Raw genomic sequence first — 19585 nt, 5'->3', positions numbered from 1 at the left:
ACGCTTTACACCAGAACGTCTTGCCACTCCTGCACCTTGTCAAATACCGATTTGGCAAAGGGGCAGAGTGGTACGATCTTGATGTTATGGGTGCGGGCGTATTCAACGGCGGTGAACACCAGTTGTTTTCCAACGCCTTTTCCAGCTAATGAATCATCTACTTCAGTGTGTTCGATGGTCATTTTGTTGGGAGTGGTCATGGTGTATACCATTTCGGCGAGTATAGCGCCGTCCTGGCCTACATAAAACATGCCTTTTCCGTGTAATTGTTTGTGTTGTATTACCATAGTAAACAGGAATAAAGCGATACGTAATTACAGCAAACGGTTTTGGGGTGTTGTTATTGCAGCGGTCTTATGTTGATCATTTTCAACTTATTCGGGCCTGTCTGCCATTCAGGGGTAAAAATCGTATTTTTATTTAAATTGTTGGTTCAACCTTCCGCACAAAATTTGTAGGGTTATTAAAATAAATTTGGTCAAATCATTTTTGCATAGCACTTTTGTAAACATAATGAATAAGCAATTACAAAATAATCATTGGTGGTGGCATACAAACTCTACAAGGGGCGTGTAAGCTATTGATTGATGTTTATTAACACCATATTCAGCCCCGACAGTAACGTCGGGGTTTTTTTTTGACTGTTCTTAATGCGGCTGATTAATGAAAAAGATAAATATTACTACCAATTGTAAAAAGCTGCTGGCTGATGTGTTCACGCCGGTAGGCATTTACCTCCGGGTGCGTGATCGCTTTCGCGATACTGTACTGCTTGAAAGTACCGATCACCATGCAGCAGACAACAGTTACTCTTTCATTTGCATCAATGCCATTGCGGGCATCGAGATCACTTCTTCCAAAAGCATTGAATTTAAACTGCCTGGCCTGCCGCCTGAAAAAGCGTCCATCACCAACAGCGCCGAAGTGCCTGAAAAGCTGTGGGAATTTATGCAACGCTTTGAGGTTACCCCCGGCAGCGGCCGCGAAACAAAATTCGCCCAGGGCTTATACGGCTACACCACTTACGATGCCGTTCAATTCTTCGATACCATTCACCTCGGCATCGATCGCAAATCTCCCAACGGGCTGCCTGTTATCCCTCTTATGCGGTATCGCCTGTATCAATACGTAATTGCTATCAACCATCATAAAGACGAACTGTACATCTGCGAAAACACCATGCCTGGTATTGAAAGCGATTTACAGGTAGTGGAGTCATTGATCCGCAGTAAAGATGTGCCGGTATATCCTTTTAAAACAAAAGGACCCGAAGCATCGAACATGACCGACAACGACTATATGGATATGGTGAAGAAAGGCATTCAAAGTTGTTTGCGCGGCGATGTATTTCAGATCGTACTGAGCCGTTGCTTTGAACAGGGCTTTACCGGCGATGAGTTTGCCGTGTATCGCGCCCTGCGCAGCATCAATCCGTCGCCTTATCTTTTCTTTTTCGATTATGGCGATTACAAGCTGATGGGTTCTTCACCCGAAGCACAGCTGATTATGCAAAATGGCAAAGCAGTAGTGCATCCTATAGCGGGCACCTTTAAACGAACCGGTGACGATGAAACCGATCAACGCGAAGCGGAACGCCTGTTGCAGGACGCCAAAGAAAATGCGGAGCATGTAATGCTGGTTGACCTCGCACGTAACGACCTCAGCCGTTTGTGCGATGAAGTAAAAGTAGATCACTATCGCGAAGTACAATACTATTCGCACGTAATACACCTGGTAAGTGAAGTGAGCGGCAGAATACGTACGGGCAGCAATCCGTTTTCCCTGCTGGCTAAAACTTTCCCGGCCGGTACGTTAAGCGGAGCGCCAAAATTCAAGGCCATGGAGTTGATCGATGCATTTGAACCCACCTCCCGCAGTTACTATGGCGGTGCTATCGGGTTCATGGGTTTCGATGGGCAATGCAATCATGCCATCATGATCCGCACGTTCATAAGCCGGCAGAACAAACTGATCTATCAGGCCGGCGCCGGTGTGGTAGCAGCCAGCAAACCCGAAAGTGAATTACAGGAAGTAAATAACAAACTGGGCGCTTTGAAAAAAGCCATTGTATTTGCCCAGGAGATCATTTAATCAGCATCCGTATCGTCCTTAACATTACTGATCATGAAAATTCTTGTTTTCGATAACTACGACTCTTTTACTTATAACCTGGTACACCTGGTTGAAAAGATCCTGCATCAGAAAGTAGATGTATATCGCAACGACCAGATACCCCTGGAAAATGTAAAGGCGTATGATAAGATCATTTTATCGCCCGGTCCTGGTATCCCCGAAGAAGCCGGTTTGTTACTGCCGTTGATAAAAGAATACGCGGCCACTAAATCGATACTGGGTGTGTGTTTAGGCCACCAGGCTATTGGTCAGGCTTTTGGCGGTAAACTCACCAACCTGAGTACGGTATATCATGGCGTGGCCACGCCGGTGCAGATCATCAATCGTGATAAACCGCTGTTCAATGGACTGCCCGATGAATTTGAAGTAGGCCGTTACCACAGCTGGGTAGTCAATGAAGAAGGCTTTCCCAAAGAGCTGGAGATCACTGCCCGCGATGCCAACAACTTTATCATGGCATTGCAGCACAAAACATTCGATGTGCAGGGCGTACAGTTCCATCCCGAGAGTGTGTTGACGCCGAGAGGGGAAGAAATATTACGTAACTGGTTGAAATCATAGCATATGAAAAAGATTTTACAATTTTTATTCGAACATAAGACCCTGAGCCGCGAGCAGGCGAAAGATGCCTTACTGAACATTGGCAAAGGGGTTTACAATGAACATGAAGTAACGGCCTTTATGACTGTATACCTCATGCGCAGTGTAACCATCGAGGAACTGCAGGGATTTCAGGATGCCTTACTGGAATTGTGTGTAAAAGTAGACCTGAACGGTTTCCCCGTTATCGATATCGTTGGTACAGGCGGCGATGGAAAGAATACCTTCAATATTTCAACCCTTAGTTGTTTCATTGTTGCCGGTACCGGTCAAAAGGTGGCCAAGCATGGTAACTATGGTGCTTCATCCATCAGCGGCGCTTCGAATGTAATGGAGCAACTGGGTTATAAAATGAAGAATGATCAGGACAGGCTGAAGAAAGAAGTGGACCAGGCCAATATCTGTTTCTTACATGCGCCGTTGTTTCACCCCGCATTAAAAACCGTAGGACCAATCAGGAAGAACCTGGGCATGCGCACCTTCTTCAATATGTTAGGCCCCATGGTAAATCCGGCGTTTCCACCTTTTCAACTGGTAGGGGTGTATAACCTGGAGATGGCGCGCATTTATAATTACCTGCTGCAATTGACCGACAGGGCCTTTACCATTATTCATGGCTTAGACGGTTACGACGAGATCTCATTGACCAACGATACCAAGGTGATCACCAACAATGGTGAAAAGATCATGACGCCTGAGCAATTGGGCAAACGCATGGTTAATCCCACCGATATCTATGGAGGCAATACCGTGGAAGAAGCCGCTAAGCTGTTCACCAAAATATTGAAGGGTGAAGGAAGCTGGGCACAGAATGTAGTAGTACTGGCCAACGCCGCTATGGCATTGCATTGCACCGGTAACTATAAAAGCTACGAAGATGCCTATGGCGCCGCAGTAGACAGCCTGGAAAGCGGCAAGGCAAATGAAGCATTGACGAAATTAATTGCGTTACAATAGTGAGTAGTGAGTGGGTTCCCGGTTGTTTAGAAGTCTGAATAATGGCCCAGCTTGCAATTGCTCAGAAATTTGAACAATACAATTAAAGAATGAATATACTTGACAAAATAATCGAGCACAAAAGAGGAGAAGTAGCTGAGCGGAAACAACAGACTTCCGTAAAGGAGCTGGAACAACAGGAAGGGTTTAAACGTTCTGTATTATCACTAGGGCAGTTTTTGCTCGATGACGCCAAAACCGGCATCATTGCCGAGTTTAAAAGAAAATCGCCTTCCAAAGGTATTATCAATGGGGCAGCAGACGTGGTAGAAGTTACTTCCGCCTATGCCCGCTATGGTGCTTCGGGCTTATCCGTACTTACCGATGAACAATTTTTTGGCGGCAGTACAGCCGACCTTATAAAAGCAAGAGTTAACCAGGTGCCTATTCTGCGTAAGGATTTCATGATCGATGAATACCAGATCGTGGAAGCCCGGGCCATGGGGGCCGATGTGATCCTGTTAATTGCAGCCTGTCTGACACCAGCTGAAGTTAAACGGTTAGCATCTTTTGCGGCTTCCTTACAGTTGGAAGTATTGTTGGAATTACATGCCGAAGAAGAGCTGGAACATATTTGTGACGAAACAAAACTGGTAGGCATCAACAACCGCAACCTGAAAACTTTCGAAGTAGACATCGAGCGCAGCCTGCGGATGGCAGAACGCATTCCTGCCGGCAAAATCAAAATTGCCGAAAGCGGTATCAGTTCTGTAGCCAACATCAGGCTGTTTAAAGAAAACGGTTTTCGTGGGTTCCTGATCGGAGAGAATTTTATGAAAGAGGCGCAACCTGGCGCTGCCTTTCAAAAATTCATAGCGCAACTGGAAACAATATAATACGGCGATTGCATGGCCAACACCCTAACACTTAAAATCTGACCACGCTATGCGAGTAAAAGTTTGCGGTATGACACTGCCCGAACAGCTGGAACAATTAGGAGGCCTGGGCGTAACATTTGCGGGATTTATCTTTTATCCAAAAAGTCCACGCTATGTTTTCAAAGGCCTTACCACCAGCCAGATCAGAAAAGAGAACAACATTAACAAGGTAGGCGTATTTGTAAATGCCTCCATTGAAGAAGTGCTGCACATGGTAGATGAATGCCGTTTACACATGGTACAGCTGCATGGCGATGAATCACCCAAGTATTGTGAAAAGATCGCAGATTATGTATCGGTGGTAAAAGCATTCCGCATCAGTGAAAATGAGAACATTGAGTGGATGGTGAAGAATTATATGGATGTGTGCGACATGTTTATGTTCGATACCATGGGTGCAGGCTACGGCGGCACGGGTGTTAAGTTCAACTGGAACATGTTAAAGGACGCTACCATCGGCAAACCTTTTTTCCTGAGCGGCGGTATTGAACCGGGTGATGAAGACAGGTTGAATGAGTTTGCCACCCTACCAATAGGTAAAGGCCTTTTTGCAGTAGATATCAATAGTAAATTCGAAATAAGTCCGGGTATAAAGGACATGGCGAAAGTAAAAGAGTTTGTCACCAAATTGAACAGCAAGTATTAAACTTATTCTATGATCCAAGTACGAACGGCCAACGATAATGACCTGGAGGCTATTCTGGAAATTTACAATGATGCCGTATTGAACACTACGGCGGTTTATGATTATGAAAAGCATACCCTGGAAATGCGCAGGCAATGGTTCCGGATAAAAGAGGCGCAGGGCTTCCCGGTATTTGTTGCCGAAGAAGGCGGCCAGGTAATAGGTTTTAGTTCAATTGGACCGTGGCGTGCATGGGCAGCCTATAAATATTCGGTGGAGAACTCAATCTACGTAGCGGCCGGTCAACGGGGTAAAGGCATTGGCAAACTGTTGCTGGAACCGTTGATAAAAGCAGCAGCCGAATTGGATTTGCATACCATTGTTGCAGGTATCGACTCTACCAATGAAGTAAGTATAAAATTGCACGAGCGGTTTGGATTTAAGGAAGTGGGGCATTTTGCACAGGTAGGGTACAAGTTTGGCCGCTGGCTCGATCTCACTTTTATGCAGCTGGTTCTAAAAACGCCGGCACAACCAGAAGAAGGATAATACTTAAACAAATTTCAAATGACGACAACAACATATCAACAACCCAATACTCACGGGTATTATGGAAAATTCGGTGGCGCATTCATTCCCGAAATGCTGCACCGCAATGTGGAAGAACTGCGGTCAAAATACCTCGACATCATTTACGATCCTGCTTTCCAGAAAGAATATAAGGCCCTGTTACACGATTATGTGGGCCGGCCTTCCCCGCTGTATTATGCCAAACGCCTGAGTGAACAATACGGTACACAAATTTACCTGAAACGCGAAGACCTGTGTCATACCGGTTCCCATAAGTTGAATAATGCACTGGGTCAGATCCTGCTGGCAGAACGCCTGGGCAAAAAACGCATTATAGCCGAGACCGGTGCCGGTCAGCACGGTGTGGCTACCGCCACCGTATGTGCGCTGAAAGGGGTGGAGTGTATTGTGTATATGGGGGAGAAAGACATCGAACGGCAGGCACCCAATGTGGCCCGCATGAAAATGCTGGGCGCTACGGTGATCCCCGCTGTCAGCGGCAGCAAAACATTAAAAGATGCCACCAACGAAGCCATCCGCGACTGGATCAACAATCCCGTGGATACACACTATATCATTGGCAGCGTGGTAGGCCCGCATCCATATCCCGATATGGTAGCGCGTTTTCAAAGTATCATCAGTGAAGAAATAAGATGGCAGTTAAAAGAACAAACAGGCAGTGAATTACCTTCTCACGTAATAGCCTGTGTAGGCGGTGGCAGCAATGCAGCCGGTGCTTTCTATCATTTCCTGGAGGAACCAGGTGTACAACTGGTTGCTGTAGAAGCATCCGGACATGGCGTACACAGTGGAATGAGCGCCGCTACCACGCAGTTAGGCAAACCCGGGGTATTACACGGCAGTAAAAGCCTGGTAATGCAAACCGAAGACGGACAGGTAGTAGAGCCGCATAGTATTTCTGCCGGATTGGATTATCCCGGTATCGGTCCCTTACACGCCAACCTGTACGATTCTGGCCGCGGATTGTTTTTAAGCGCTACCGACGAAGATGCCTTACAGGCAGCTTTCAACCTGGCTAAAAAAGAAGGCATTATACCGGCATTGGAAAGTTCTCATGCCCTGGCCGGCCTGGAAATGCTGAGCCCGGTTACTGCAAAAAAATCAGAAGCGCCTATACCGGCAAAAGCTATGTTCACTAAAGAGTCTACAGTGGTAGTTTGTTTAAGTGGAAGAGGAGATAAAGACATGGCTACTTATATGAAAGCAATGGAAGGGAAATAAATACCGTTACAAGTTACAGGTTCCAGGTTTCATGGACCCTGTAATCTGGAACTTGAAACCTGTAACATAAAGTTTCAAAAACAGAAGAATGAATCGAATTCAGGAGCTATTTAAACAGAAAAAGAACAACATACTTAACGTATACTGCACAGCCGGCTATCCGCAATTGAATAGCACGGTACCGGTTATGAAAGCATTGCAGGACAGCGGGGTTGACATGATTGAGCTGGGCATGCCTTACAGTGATCCGCTGGCCGATGGCCCCGTGATACAGGCAAGCAGCACCCAGGCCCTGGCTAATGGCATGACCATTGCCACCCTGTTTGAACAATTAAGAGGTTTTCGTCAGCAGATATATGTTCCCGTTGTTTTAATGGGCTATATGAATCCCATATTACAATACGGGTTTGAACGGTTTTGCCAGGATGCGGCAGATATGCCGATCGACGGCCTCATATTGCCCGATCTTCCGGAGTATGAATTTGAAACGGAGTACGGTCCTATTATGCAGCGCTATGGATTGAATTTTATCTTCCTGGTTACACCCGAAACCTCTGAGGAACGTATTCGCAGGCTGGATAGTTTAAGCACCGGTTTTCTGTATGCCGTTTCTTCTTCTTCTACCACCGGAAAGGATAAGGATATGAATGCGGTAAACAACTACCTGCAAAAGCTGCAGGACATGAAGCTGAAAAATCCGGTATTGGTAGGCTTTGGCATCAAAGACAAAGCAACCTTTCAACAGGCATGTGAACACGCCAATGGCGCCATTATTGGCACTGCGTTTATCAAAGCACTGGAGAACACCAGCGATATAGCAGGGACTACCAAAAAGTTTATAACCGATATTAAAAGCTGATATAAAAGAGAATGGACCTGGTAATCATAAAATATAATGCAGGGAATATACAGTCGGTACTGTATGCACTGGAACGTATTGGCGTGAATGCCGTTGTAACCGATGATGTAGAGCAGATCCAACGTGCCGGTAAGGTCATTTTCCCGGGAGTAGGGGAGGCAAGCAGCGCCATGCGGTACCTGAAAGAACATAAGCTCGATACCGTTATCAAAAACCTGCAGCAACCTGTACTGGGTATTTGCCTGGGCATGCAGCTGATGTGCGCCTACAGCGAGGAGAACGATACTACCTGCCTCGGGATATTCGATGAGCATGTAAAGAAGTTCACCCCCAAAACGGGCGACCTGAAAGTGCCTCAGATTGGTTGGAATAACATCTTTAATTTAAAAACAAAACTGTTTTCGGATTTGCCGGAGAACAGTTATTGTTATTTTGTACATGGTTATTACGCTGCTTTGGGTGAACACACCATTGCTACGGCAGACTATGTGCAACCCTATAGCTGTGCGCTGCACAAGGATAATTTTTATGGGGTGCAGTTTCATCCCGAAAAAAGCGCCAAAGCAGGTGAACTGATCCTGAAAAACTTTTTGAGTTTGTAATATGTCGATACAACCGGTTTCCCTAAGCGAAGTGTGGGCCATGCGGCAGGCAGTGATGTACCCACAGGAAAGCATTTCATTTGTGCAATTGGAAGATGACGAAAAAGGCCTGCATTTGGGATTGTATGACTATGGTGAGCTGGTTTCCGTGATCTCGGTATTCGACAGGAACGGTGTTGTACAATTCAGGAAGTTCGCCACCAAAACCAACTGGCAGGGCGAAGGCTATGGGACCAAACTGTTACAACATGTAATGAACTGGGCAAATCAACAGGGTAAAACAAGCATCTGGTGTAATGCCCGCCTTACAGCTACCGGTATATACAAAAAGTTCGGGATGCAGGCCACGGGTAAAACCTGGCAGCAGCACGGGCTCGATTTTATTAAAATGGAAAAACAATTCGTGCAAACAAAGCATATGCAGATCATTCCGGCTATTGATATTATTGATGGAAAATGCGTGCGGTTAACGCAGGGCGATTATGAGCAAAAGAAAATTTATAATGAGAACCCATTGGAAGTAGCCCGGGAATTTGAAGACGCCGGTTTGCAACGCCTTCACCTGGTTGACCTCGATGGGGCCAAAGCGGGGGCTGTAAAGAACTGGAAAGTACTGGAAGTCATTGCCGGCAAAACTTCGCTGGTGATTGATTTTGGCGGCGGTATAAAAACCGAAAAAGATGTAAACATTGTTTTTGAATCGGGCGCCGCATTGGCTACCATAGGCAGCCTGGCTGTAAAAAATGAAGCCGAGTTTGTAAAATGGTTACTGCAGTTTGGTGCAGAGAAGTTTCTGTTAGGTGCCGATGTAAAAGAAGAAAAGATCACCGTAGGCGGCTGGCTCGAAACCACTGACATCACCATCTACGATTTTCTGCAGAAATATATTGATCATGGCGTGCAACAGGTATTCTGTACCGATGTAAGCAAGGATGGGTTGCTGGCCGGTCCGTCGGTGGATTTATATAAGAAGATCATAGCACGTTTTCCATCGCTGCATTTTATTGCCAGTGGGGGCGTGAGCAACATGAGTGATCTGGAAGCACTCGCTGAAATTGGTTGTACCGGAGCGATTGTGGGTAAGGCGATCTATGAGAATAGAATATCATTGGATGAATTGAAGAAATTTAGTTGATAGGGTTGAGTTAACAGGTTGACGAGTTAACAAGTTGACGAGTTAACAGGTTGACAAGTTAACAGGAAGAAGGTTAGGAGTAATAGACGTAAAGGTTGATAGATTGACGGAGTTGATAAGGTTGATAAAGTCCGCCGCGCAGTAGTGTATTTCTTTCTGCCCTCTGCCTTCTGCCCTTTCACGATTCACGAATAAAATATTAAGCATGCTTTGTAAAAGAATCATCCCCTGCTTAGACATAAAAGATGGCCGCACAGTGAAGGGGACTAATTTTGTAAATCTTCGTGATGCCGGTGATCCGGTGGAACTGGGTGCGTTATATGCACAACAGGGTGCCGATGAACTGGTGTTTTTGGATATAACGGCTACCGTTGAAAAACGTAAAACGTTGCGTGAGCTGGTAAACCGCATTGCGCACCACATCAATATTCCATTTACCGTAGGTGGTGGCATCAGCAGTGTCGATGATGTAAGTGCTTTGTTACAGAACGGTGCCGATAAGATCTCGGTAAATACAGCGGCTTTTAAAAATCCACAGCTGATCCAGGAGCTGTCGAAGGAATTTGGCAGTCAGTGTGTGGTGCTGGCCATCGACACCCGGAAGGAGGAAGATGGCGAATGGTATGTATACCTGAATGGTGGCCGTACCAAAACCGAAGCCCGTTGTTTCGATTGGGCAAAACAGGCAGTTGACTTGGGCGCCGGCGAGATCTTACTTACTTCCATGAACCACGATGGTACCAAACAGGGTTTCGCTTTAGATATCACGCGTCAGTTGGCTACGCAGCTGCCCGTACCGGTAATTGCATCCGGCGGCGGTGGTACCATGGAGCATTTTGTGGATGTATTTGAGCAGTCCCAGGCCGATGCCGCCCTGGCTGCCAGCATATTTCACTTTAAAGAAATAGCAATTCCCGATTTAAAAGGATATTTGCAGGGGAAAAATATTGATATTCGTCCGGTTTAGCATTTACCACTGACCACTCACAATTCACAATAATGAAAGTAGATTTCAATAAATACATCGATGGCCTGGTGCCAGCCATCATTCAGGATTTTGTCACACACAAGGTATTGATGTTGGGTTTTATGAACGAAGAAGCCCTGCACAAAACCATGAGCGAAGGAAAAGTGACCTTTTTCAGCCGCAGCAAAAAACGACTGTGGACAAAAGGCGAGGAAAGCGGTAATCACCTGTTGGTAAAGGAAATTCTGAGCGATTGTGACAATGATACCCTGCTTATTAAGGCCCAGCCATTGGGGCCTACCTGTCATACCGGTGCCGATACCTGCTGGAGCGAGCGCAACCATTCCGATGACTTTTTGTATTACTTACAGGATATCATTGAGTTGCGTAAGAAAAGCGAGGACGAGAAATCGTATGTAAAACAGCTTTTTAACAAAGGGATCAATAAAATCGCCCAAAAAGTGGGCGAAGAAGCAGTGGAACTGGTTATCGAAGCGAAAGACAATAATGAGGACCTGTTTATGAACGAGGCGGCCGATCTGCTGTTCCATTATTTGGTATTACTTAACGCAAAAGGTTATACATTGCAACAGGTAGTAAGTATTTTACAAAACCGACATTCCAATAAAAAGTAATATGAAGAAGCTGTTAGCAGTGCTATTTCTGATACCAGTTGCGGTAATGGCGCAGCAAAAAGGATTTGTGATCACCGGCACCATCACCGGGCTGGCTGAAAATTCCAAAATATCCCTGGTGGATATGAATAAGCCTACTGATACCCTGGCCAAAGGCCGGGTTGAAAAAGGCACCTTTGTGCTGAAAGGGACCATAGGTGAACCCAACCTGCATCAGCTGAACTTTGATGCTACCAGTAAAAAAACAGTATTGTTTATTGGTAATGACAACGTGACCATAAAAGGCGATGTCAAGAACCTGCAACAGCTGGAGATAAAAGGTTCGCCTACACAAGCTGATTTTTCGGAGTTCCAGAAAACATTCAACCCCCTGTTTCAAACCCTTACCCAGTTAAACCAGCAGCTGTACGGCAAACAACCCAGCGATTCTGTGCAAATGGCTTATAAAAATACATATGATGCGGCCGTGAGCGCGATCGATAAATACGTTACAGAAAAAAAGAATTCACCCGTGACTCCCTTCTTACTGGTTGTTACCCGCGAACTGGAACAAGACCCTGTTTTACTGGAAAAACGGTATAACCAATTGACTCCCGCTTCTAAAGATGGATTCTACGGTAAATTGTTAGCGCAAAATATTGCCGATAGCAAGGTTGGTGCCGTAGGCAGCGAGGCCATCGAGTTCACCCAAACCGATACCACCGGTAAACCCGTATCACTTACCTCGTTCAGAGGTAAGTATGTGCTGGTTGATTTCTGGGCCAGCTGGTGCAAACCCTGCCGCATGGAAAACCCTAACGTGGTAACCGCCTATAACAAGTTTAAAGACAAAAACTTCACCGTACTGGGTGTATCGCTCGACAGAGCCCGTGAGCCCTGGGTTCAGGCTATAAAAGCCGATGGCCTTGCCTGGACACAGGTAAGCGATCTGCAATACTGGAATAACGAAGCCGCCCGCAAGTATAAAATTGAAAGCATTCCACAGAATTACCTCATCGACCCCAACGGAAAGATCGTTGGTAAAAATCTTCGTGGTCATGAGTTGGATGCGAAGTTGTGTGAGTTGTTAGGATGTAAATAAGATCATATAGTTTATAAAAAAAGCCACTGAGTATTCAGTGGCTTTTTTGTGAGTGGTGAGTTGTCAGTGGTGAGTGGGTTCCCGATTTTTCAGACAGCTGCATTTTCGCGAGCCCACTCACTACTCACCATTCACTACTCAGCTGCTACTCGTTTTTCTCTCTCAACAACATCAACCCTATCAACCTTTAACTTTTTACCACATATTCCATACTTCAATCCCTGTTAACTTGTCAACCTGTTAACCTGTCAACGTATCAACCTGTCAACCTGTCAACCTGTTAACTCTAATTAATATCCTTCCCTTCCTTCAACGTCACAATCATCTTCTCCACATTCATTTTATTTGAAGGGTCGGGTGATAAGGGCAGAGCTTTCTGGGCAAAGCCCAATGCTTTTTTATAATCGCCTACTGCTGAATAGCCTCTTGCCATGCCTACCTGGGTGGTAAAGTCATTTGGGTTTTTGTCGTAGTTTGCTTTGAAGACGTCGAAGGCCTCCTTGTTCTTTTTCAGTTGCAATAACTGGCGGGCATAATTGTGCAATTGCGTTACGGTGCCCATGGGCAATGCGTCTTTCATCAGGGCATCGGCTTCCGCATCTTTACCATTCTTTTTTAAATAGGTGGCTTTGGTAGAAAGTGTAACAAAATTCTTTTGACCTATAAAGGGCAGGTTGATGGCGTTATCGGCCCATTGCATACCTTCTTCCAGGTCGATGTTGTTTAGCAGACAGAATTGTGCTGCCTGGTTAAAACTTTGCCAGCCGGGGTTGAATGCTTTTTCACTGCGCAGTTCACGCCGGAATGATTCCAGCTGCAGGTTGTTATAATTTTAAATGAGATCTTTAGTTTTTCCCATACTACCGCAACGGTGGCACCGGTGTTTGTTTCGTTTTCAAAATCATACGTCAACCACTCTACGCTTTTATCTATTGGCTGAGGTTTTACTTTTACGCGTAAGGCGTCTTCTTTTTCATTGTAGTAAAAGCTGCCCCATGAGGTAGCGTTCTTTGAAAAGATGACCGTGCATTCAGCCGGATCGTAGGCGATAAAGAAACCGTATTTGCCGGCAGGCAGGGCCTGTCCTTCAATGCTTACAGGGGTTGAAAATTCAATGGTGGTATTCTCATTGGCGCCTGCCCGCCAGGGGGCTGCTTTACTGGTGCCAAAGCCCTGATCGGTGAAACCTTTAGGAATCAGTTCGCCCCAGATCTTCCCTTCACGTCCTTTAACGCCTGGGCGGTCGTAATGAATGGTAACATCGGTAATGCCGATGCGTTCGCCTACCATGGCTTTTTTATTGCCACCAAAAGGCGGCATTGATAACTGTGAGTAAGAAACGATATAGCATGTCAATGCTAAACAGGCAATCAGTATCTTTTTCATGTCAGTTAAGTTTAAAATATAAGCTACGTAGTATTTTAAAGCCCCGACATGGATTTTATATATGTGGTTATACCGTCGGATGGTGTAAAAAAAAGCCAGTCCCGGTACCGGAACTGGCTTTATATAAAAAGCTTATTTGTTAATCGTCATTCTTCTTACCGCCAAACAATCTTCTGAAGAAGCCTTTCTTCTTCTTTTCATCGGCCGGTATTACGGAGTCTTTGGGTATTTGGTTTTTTGTGCTGGTAGCTTCTTTCAACACCTTTTGTTCTTCCATGGCCTCTTTAGATTCGGTAGGAATGTTCTGGGTATCGGGTTTGCCCAGGTAATCCTCGGCAGCGCCATTGCCCACATTTTCGCCGCCGGCACCGGGTGGGGGTGCCGCACCGGCAAATCCGGCATCTTCATACGATTCGTTGCGCATGTTCTCAGGTGCTACGAATTTGGCTGTTTTATCGAGCCCCAATGTTTTATCGGCAAAAGCGCGTGCAAAGAAGGATTCCCAGATTGGTCTTGCCGCAGCGCCACCATAACCGAGGCCACCTTCGAGGCGAATAAACCGGTCGTCGCAACCGATCCAGACACCGGCCAGCAATTGCGGGGTAAAACCAAAGAACCAGGCATCGGAGTTATCGTTGGTGGTACCGGTTTTACCGCCCATTTGCGCTACACCGAGGCGGTCGCGTAAACCGGCTGCCGTACCAAAATCAACTGCTCCCTGCATCATGCGGGCCATGGTATAAGCTGTTGGCTGACTGATCACTTCTTTGCGTTCGGTATCGAAACGGGCCAGTACATTCCCGTTTTTGTCTTCAATACGGGTAATGTAAACAGGTTTTATGCTAAAGCCGCCTGTTGGGAACATGCTGTAACCCCACATCATTTCATACAACGACAGCTCGCAGGTACCCAGACTGATAGAAGGGTAGGGCTGCACTTTGGTGGGGATATTGATCTCATGTATAAACTCGGCAAACCGCTTGGGAGTGGTTTGTTTGATGATATAGGCCGCTACTTCGTTGATAGAGTAAGCCAAACCGGTAGCCATAGAACGCGTACCGCTTATTTTAGGGTTTGGTTTAGCCGGTACATAACCAGAACCGGGGAAGTATTGCTGGGTAGCTTCGCACATGGTTTCGGGCGTAAAGCCATACTCTGAAATAGCCAGTGCATATAAAAACGGTTTTATGGAAGAACCTACCTGACGTTTTGTTTTCAGGTTGGCATGGTCGAATTTATAGTTCTTGAAATCGATACCACCTACCCACGCTTTCACCTGACCGTTCATAGGATCAGTAACCATAAAGGCGGTTTGCAGCATTTCGCGGTGGTATTTGATGGAATCGAGCGGCGTCATGATGGTGTCTTTCTCGCGTTTGCTGTTCCAGGCAAACACTTTCATGTGCACCTTATGTTTGAATGATTTCCTGATCTCTGCCTCGCTTAACCCCTCGGCTTTCAGGTTGCGCCAGCGGTCGGAGTTGCGCATATTGCTTTCCAGTACATTCTCATGGTCTTTCCAAACCTGGTCGGTTTTTAATGCTGCCTGACTGGCCAGTGCGCGTTGCAGTACGGGCAGGTGTTTGGCTACCGCCTCCTCTGCATACAACTGCATTCTGGGGTTGATAGTGGTATACACATGCAGGCCATCTTCGTAGATGTCGTAATTTTCACCATCCTGTTTTTTGTGTTCACTGCACCATTTTTTTACATCGTCCCGGATCACATCGAGGAAATAAGGGGCGATACCATTGTTCTCGTTGAGCTTTTTATAATTGAGGCGAATGGGTTGTTTCTTCAGATCGGCATCTTCGGTTTCCGTGAGGTAATTGTTACGTGCCATTTGATCAAGCACGGTATTGCGGCGTTCGAATGATGCTTTGTAGTTGGTACGGGGGTTATAGGTTCCGGTTGCTTTCAACATCCCGATGAGTACGGCGGCTTCTTCCACGTTCAGCCGGTCGGGTTCTTTTGAGAAGAAAGTACGCGAGGCGTTGCGGATGCCATACACGTTATCGCTAAAAGAAACCGTATTGAGGTACAGGGCCAGAATTTCCTGTTTGGTGAAATTTCTTTCCAGTTTAACGGCAATGATGTTCTCTTTTAACTTCTGGATCATGCGGGTGAACTTGTTATCCGCTCTTTCATCGAACATATTCAGCGCCAGCTGTTGGGTAATGGTACTACCGCCCCCTTCTTTACCCATAAAGAAAACTGCACGGGCCAGCGCCTTGCCATCGATGCCTGAGTGATCGTAAAAACGTTCGTCCTCAGTAGCTACCAGGGCATCTACCACATGTTTTGAAATGTCTTTGTATTGTACAAAGCTGCGGTTTCCCTTCTCCTTATAATATTTCCCCAGCATGGTGCCGTCGTCACCATATATCTCGGTAGCCAGTGTAATGGAAGGATTTTCCAACTGGGCCAACGAAGGCATTTTCCCAAATAAGCCAAAGCTTAGAAGGGTGAGAAACAAGGCAATTACCAGGAAACCAAACAAAAATATTTTCCAGAATATTTTAGTGGCGCGCGTCATAGTTGGGTGTTTTGTAAACCGGGATTACCTACCGGATTTTTACGATTGCAAAAATCATGCTTTATAGCCGATAAAACCAGGAATGGCTACGAAAGTATTCTTAATAATTTAGGCGTGCGCAGATTCTAACTAAATTCTAATTTAAAATTTACCCGGATAGTTCTGATTCAGGAAGTTTTTAACCCCATTTACGTCTTTGGTATTCATCAATACCTGCAGGTTGTTGTCGGTAATGATGATGAATGAGTATTTGGCGGCAGGCAACCAGGGGATGATTTCGGTAGCTGCCAGTTTTTTGCTTTTATCGATGTAAGTAATGGCCTCATTGGCATTAGGGAAAGTGCCAATAAGTACCAGTTTTATGTCATCGCTAACAGTCTGGTTGTTAACGGTAAAGCCTTTGGCGGAATATTGTTCGCGGTTATAGCGGTTAAAGGCGTTACGGGCCTCGTTTATGTAAACGGGGTCTACCTTATCCAGCACAATGGCCACATAATGCGGTATTTCTGCATTGTGAGTGAGCACCAATGGTTTGGGAGGTTCCACTTTTGCCTTTACGGAATCTTTTTTCGCAAGAACCGGCGGTGGCGGCAGCTGGGTTACGGGCTGTTTGGCTGGTTGCTGCGCAGGTGGCGTAACAGCTGGTTTTTCGGTTTTGGCCACCTCCTGTTTAGGCTGCTGGGTAACAGGCACCGTGGCCGGTGGTTGCTGGGTAACCGGTGGTTTGGCCGGCTGCTGCGCCGGCGGGGTAACCGCAGGCTGTTGCTGTGCAGGCGCCGGTTGGGTAACCTCTACAGGTTGCTGCTGCATCACCGGTTTAGGCGTTACAATAGCAACGGGTTCAGCCATACTGTCTTCTGCGGGGCGTTCTATTTGTAACCTGGTAAGGTAATCTTCTATTTGTTTGCGACGGCCCAATACATCGATCAATGTCTTTGCTTTGGCCGCCATTCCCGTACCGGGGAACACGCGGATGATGTTCTGTAATGATTTCTTAGCCGAATCATCCTGCCGCTGCTGGATATAGTATACCGATTGGATGTACAGCAACTGGGGTGTCCAGTAATTTTCATGGTACAGGCTATCGGCCATTTTCTTTTCTGCCTCTGCCTCATCGAACCTGCCTTCAATAAACAGGTTGTAAATATTGTCGTACCGGCGGGTCATTTCCTGTCTTGACAAACTATCGGGTGTAACGCCGTTAGGGCTTGAAAGGATCTTTTCGAAGTTGGTGCCGGGATATTTCTGCTTCAGCTCGTTTTGTGCTGCGGCAGCTTTAGCTTCCTCGCCAATTTTGGAGTAGCAATAAGCCAGCATGAACAGGGCTTCGGGCCGGTTCTTGCTGGTTGGGAAACGGGTAAGGAATGCTTCCAGGGTATCGATCGTAGACCGGTAATCTTCCAACCCTTCCAGGTATGTTTTGCCCAATAAGAACTGGGCTTTTTCTACTGAGTCATTCGACGTAGCAAGCTGCGTAGGCGTAAGTGGCACCGATTTTAAGAGGTCTTCATATGTAACCGGGCCGGCATTACCTGCTTTGCCGCCTGCGGCTGCAGCTTCGTCATCGTTGAGAACGGTGGTAGGGGTGGCCTGTTTAATGGCGGCCATCCGTTGCCAGTTATCAACATTCGGTCTGTTGCCCCATTGGCCTTTAAATTCGGTATAACCCTTGCCCTTGAGGGTAGCATTGTAAAAATACCAGTCACCTTTTTGGTTAGACGTGTTGAACATGTCGCTGGGACCACTATTATCGTTGAACGACAAGGGGCCGCCGGAGGGTTCGCCCGAATCATCTTCCTTGATACCCTGCTTTTTACGCAGTTGTTTAGCCAGCTTTTTTAAGTAAGCGGTCAGCTGGTCTTCGGGCATGGCAGCCAGTTGTTGCAGGCTGTCTTCATGGTGAATGGTCGTTTGATAGGCTACGATCTTAGCGAGCGTTCCTTTCAGCTTATTGAACGATTTGGCGTCAACCAGGCTGGGATTTAAATTGGTAATGCTATCGTAAAAGCGTTTGGCGTCGGGGTAATTCTTTTCTTTATAGCACAGATCGCCCAGTAATAAAAATACTTTTGACCGCATGGCGGCGTCATCACCGGGATAGCTACTTGCTTTTAACAGCAGGGCCTTGGCGCCGGGGATATTGTTCCGTTCCAGCTCCATTTCGGCTGCGGCATAATATATAATATCGCGGTAAACCAGGTAGCGATCTTTCCGCGCCATTCGCTCCAGTTCCTTAATGTTTTCCTGTAGTATTTTATCGTCGCCTTTATGGTCGTGAATGGTATTCAGGCGGGCATATATTTCCAGTACGGGGTTCAGGGTATGGCTAACCGTTTTTTCGAACCATTTGGCGCCTTCTGCGGGGTTATTGGCCCGGTCGTACATTTGACCGATCAGGTATTCCCAGCGGGCTTTTTCTTCACGGCCTTCTGCATTGTCGAGCGCCTGTTCCAGGTAGAAAGCGGCGCTGTCCCATAATTGTTGTTTATAGAACCACCAGGCCTGCATTTCACGCAGATCGGTTTTTAGCCGGTCGGGAAATGCGGGATCGTGTTTCAGCGTTTCTATTAAACCGGCAGCTTCGGGCGTTTCATCTTTTGCCAGGAAGGTCCTTATTTGCCAGATGAACGATTCGTTGCGGCTGGGGGGGCGGGCCCACGCCTTTTTCAGGATGCTGGGATTTTCTTTGGTTGAAATAGTAAATACGCTGCCTCCTTCATCGGCATTGGCATTGGAGCCAATCGGTTTATCGTACCCGTCTTTTTCCTTAGGTGAAAACGCGTAGTTGAGGTATTGAAAAGTGTAATAGGCCGAATCGAGTACATTCTTGAAATAATAGGCTTCGCCCATCAGCATATACATATTATCTACCCAGCTGTTACGCAGGTCATGCAACAGGATGGCGGCATTAGCTTTATAGATAACCGAATCGAGCTCGGTTTTGTCTTTTGCAGTTATGGTAAGATCGTAATTATAAAAGGAAAGCAGGCGGCTGTAATCATCTTTATGCTGGGATTTGCCCCGGGCAATTACTTCTGCCAGTTTTTTATAAGCGTTATAATGAAAGTTGAACTTGGTGGTACCGTTTTGGGTGAAGGCGCGAAACGCGTGGAACTTGGTGGATTCAGTTTTTTCAGAAGCCAGTTTTCGGTTCTCGAACTTTTTAGGCTTTTTCAGGTCATAGGAGAGCGTTGGCTGCGCAAATAATTTCGGCAGCGAAAAGATTAAAATTATGATTAATGCAATTATCCTCGTCAAGTCCTTAGAATTTCTACCACAAACTAAAATCTTATAAACTGATTTTCAAGAAAAATATTTTGTTGGTACGTTAATTTTTGTA

18 protein-coding genes are annotated in these 19585 nt (G+C 46.2%); 13 read left to right on the top strand and 5 right to left on the bottom strand.

Translation table 11 applies throughout. The features are described from left to right. Positions 1-5: 5 nt before the first annotated feature. A complete protein-coding gene (locus tag BMX95_RS27485) occupies positions 6-287 on the bottom strand; it encodes a GNAT family N-acetyltransferase (protein WP_081198274.1) in 282 nt (93 codons plus the stop codon). Between the two features lie 376 nt (positions 288-663). Here BMX95_RS27485 and BMX95_RS27480 point away from each other — a divergent pair, with 376 nt between their 5' ends. The 13 genes from BMX95_RS27480 to BMX95_RS27420 all read left to right on the top strand — a co-directional run bounded on the left by BMX95_RS27480 (position 664) and on the right by BMX95_RS27420 (position 12323). Next, positions 664-2091 carry an anthranilate synthase component I family protein gene (locus tag BMX95_RS27480; protein ID WP_081198273.1) on the top strand — a complete coding sequence of 476 codons (1428 nt, stop codon included), beginning with the start codon at positions 664-666 and terminating at the stop codon, positions 2089-2091. 33 nt (positions 2092-2124) lie between these two features. Beyond that, on the top strand, positions 2125-2694 hold the full coding sequence (locus tag BMX95_RS27475) for an anthranilate synthase component II (RefSeq protein ID WP_081198272.1): 570 nt from the start codon (positions 2125-2127) through the stop codon (positions 2692-2694). Between the two features lie 3 nt (positions 2695-2697). Beyond that, positions 2698-3690: an anthranilate phosphoribosyltransferase gene (gene trpD, locus BMX95_RS27470; RefSeq protein WP_081198271.1), complete on the top strand. Its 993-nt coding sequence runs from the start codon at positions 2698-2700 to the stop codon at positions 3688-3690. An 89-nt stretch (positions 3691-3779) separates the two neighbouring features. Further along, entirely contained in the window at positions 3780-4565 is a 786-nt protein-coding gene (gene trpC / locus BMX95_RS27465) for an indole-3-glycerol phosphate synthase TrpC (protein ID WP_081198270.1), read from the top strand. Positions 4566-4614: 49 nt separating this feature from the next. After that, positions 4615-5253, top strand: coding sequence for a phosphoribosylanthranilate isomerase (locus BMX95_RS27460; protein ID WP_081198269.1), 639 nt, complete (start codon positions 4615-4617; stop codon positions 5251-5253). A gap of 9 nt (positions 5254-5262) precedes the next feature. Then, the gene (locus BMX95_RS27455; protein ID WP_081198268.1) at positions 5263-5781 is read left to right on the top strand and encodes a GNAT family N-acetyltransferase; all 519 of its coding nucleotides are present in this window, start codon (positions 5263-5265) and stop codon (positions 5779-5781) included. An 18-nt stretch (positions 5782-5799) separates the two neighbouring features. After that, positions 5800-7044, top strand: coding sequence for a tryptophan synthase subunit beta (gene trpB, locus BMX95_RS27450; protein ID WP_081198267.1), 1245 nt, complete (start codon positions 5800-5802; stop codon positions 7042-7044). An 88-nt stretch (positions 7045-7132) separates the two neighbouring features. Continuing rightward, on the top strand, positions 7133-7903 hold the full coding sequence (gene trpA, locus BMX95_RS27445) for a tryptophan synthase subunit alpha (RefSeq protein ID WP_081198266.1): 771 nt from the start codon (positions 7133-7135) through the stop codon (positions 7901-7903). Positions 7904-7914: 11 nt separating this feature from the next. Continuing rightward, the gene (hisH, locus tag BMX95_RS27440) at positions 7915-8505 is read left to right on the top strand and encodes an imidazole glycerol phosphate synthase subunit HisH (RefSeq protein WP_081198265.1); all 591 of its coding nucleotides are present in this window, start codon (positions 7915-7917) and stop codon (positions 8503-8505) included. 1 nt (position 8506) lies between these two features. After that, positions 8507-9640 carry a 1-(5-phosphoribosyl)-5-[(5-phosphoribosylamino)methylideneamino]imidazole-4-carboxamide isomerase gene (gene hisA, locus BMX95_RS27435; RefSeq protein ID WP_081198264.1) on the top strand — a complete coding sequence of 378 codons (1134 nt, stop codon included), beginning with the start codon at positions 8507-8509 and terminating at the stop codon, positions 9638-9640. 205 nt (positions 9641-9845) lie between these two features. Then, complete coding sequence (gene hisF, locus BMX95_RS27430) at positions 9846-10607, top strand: imidazole glycerol phosphate synthase subunit HisF (RefSeq protein ID WP_081198263.1); 762 nt, start codon at positions 9846-9848, stop codon at positions 10605-10607. A 32-nt stretch (positions 10608-10639) separates the two neighbouring features. Then, positions 10640-11242 carry a bifunctional phosphoribosyl-AMP cyclohydrolase/phosphoribosyl-ATP diphosphatase HisIE gene (gene hisIE / locus BMX95_RS27425; RefSeq protein ID WP_081198262.1) on the top strand — a complete coding sequence of 201 codons (603 nt, stop codon included), beginning with the start codon at positions 10640-10642 and terminating at the stop codon, positions 11240-11242. 1 nt (position 11243) lies between these two features. Next, the gene (locus tag BMX95_RS27420; protein ID WP_081198261.1) at positions 11244-12323 is read left to right on the top strand and encodes a TlpA disulfide reductase family protein; all 1080 of its coding nucleotides are present in this window, start codon (positions 11244-11246) and stop codon (positions 12321-12323) included. A 286-nt stretch (positions 12324-12609) separates the two neighbouring features. On the opposite strand, the gene BMX95_RS35350 is transcribed toward BMX95_RS27420, so the two are convergent. From BMX95_RS35350 to porW, 4 genes are all read right to left on the bottom strand, one after another. Continuing rightward, the gene (locus BMX95_RS35350) at positions 12610-13023 is read right to left on the bottom strand and encodes a tetratricopeptide repeat protein (protein WP_207631515.1); all 414 of its coding nucleotides are present in this window, start codon (positions 13021-13023) and stop codon (positions 12610-12612) included. A gap of 23 nt (positions 13024-13046) precedes the next feature. Next, a complete protein-coding gene (locus BMX95_RS35345) occupies positions 13047-13709 on the bottom strand; it encodes a DUF2911 domain-containing protein (protein WP_207631513.1) in 663 nt (220 codons plus the stop codon). A 139-nt stretch (positions 13710-13848) separates the two neighbouring features. Further along, positions 13849-16245 (bottom strand): transglycosylase domain-containing protein, encoded by a 2397-nt coding sequence (locus BMX95_RS27410; RefSeq protein WP_081198260.1) that lies wholly within the window; start codon positions 16243-16245, stop codon positions 13849-13851. Positions 16246-16386: 141 nt separating this feature from the next. Beyond that, positions 16387-19503, bottom strand: a complete 3117-nt coding sequence (porW, locus tag BMX95_RS27405) for a type IX secretion system periplasmic lipoprotein PorW/SprE (protein WP_081198259.1) — start codon at positions 19501-19503, stop codon at positions 16387-16389. Positions 19504-19585 lie beyond the last annotated feature (82 nt).

Origin of the sequence: Niastella yeongjuensis (assembly GCF_900110245.1) — a bacterium.
Lineage (GTDB): Bacteria > Bacteroidota > Bacteroidia > Chitinophagales > Chitinophagaceae > Niastella > Niastella yeongjuensis.
The sequence above is the reverse complement of the archived record's forward strand: the minus strand, read 5'-3'. Positions and strand labels throughout refer to the sequence as shown.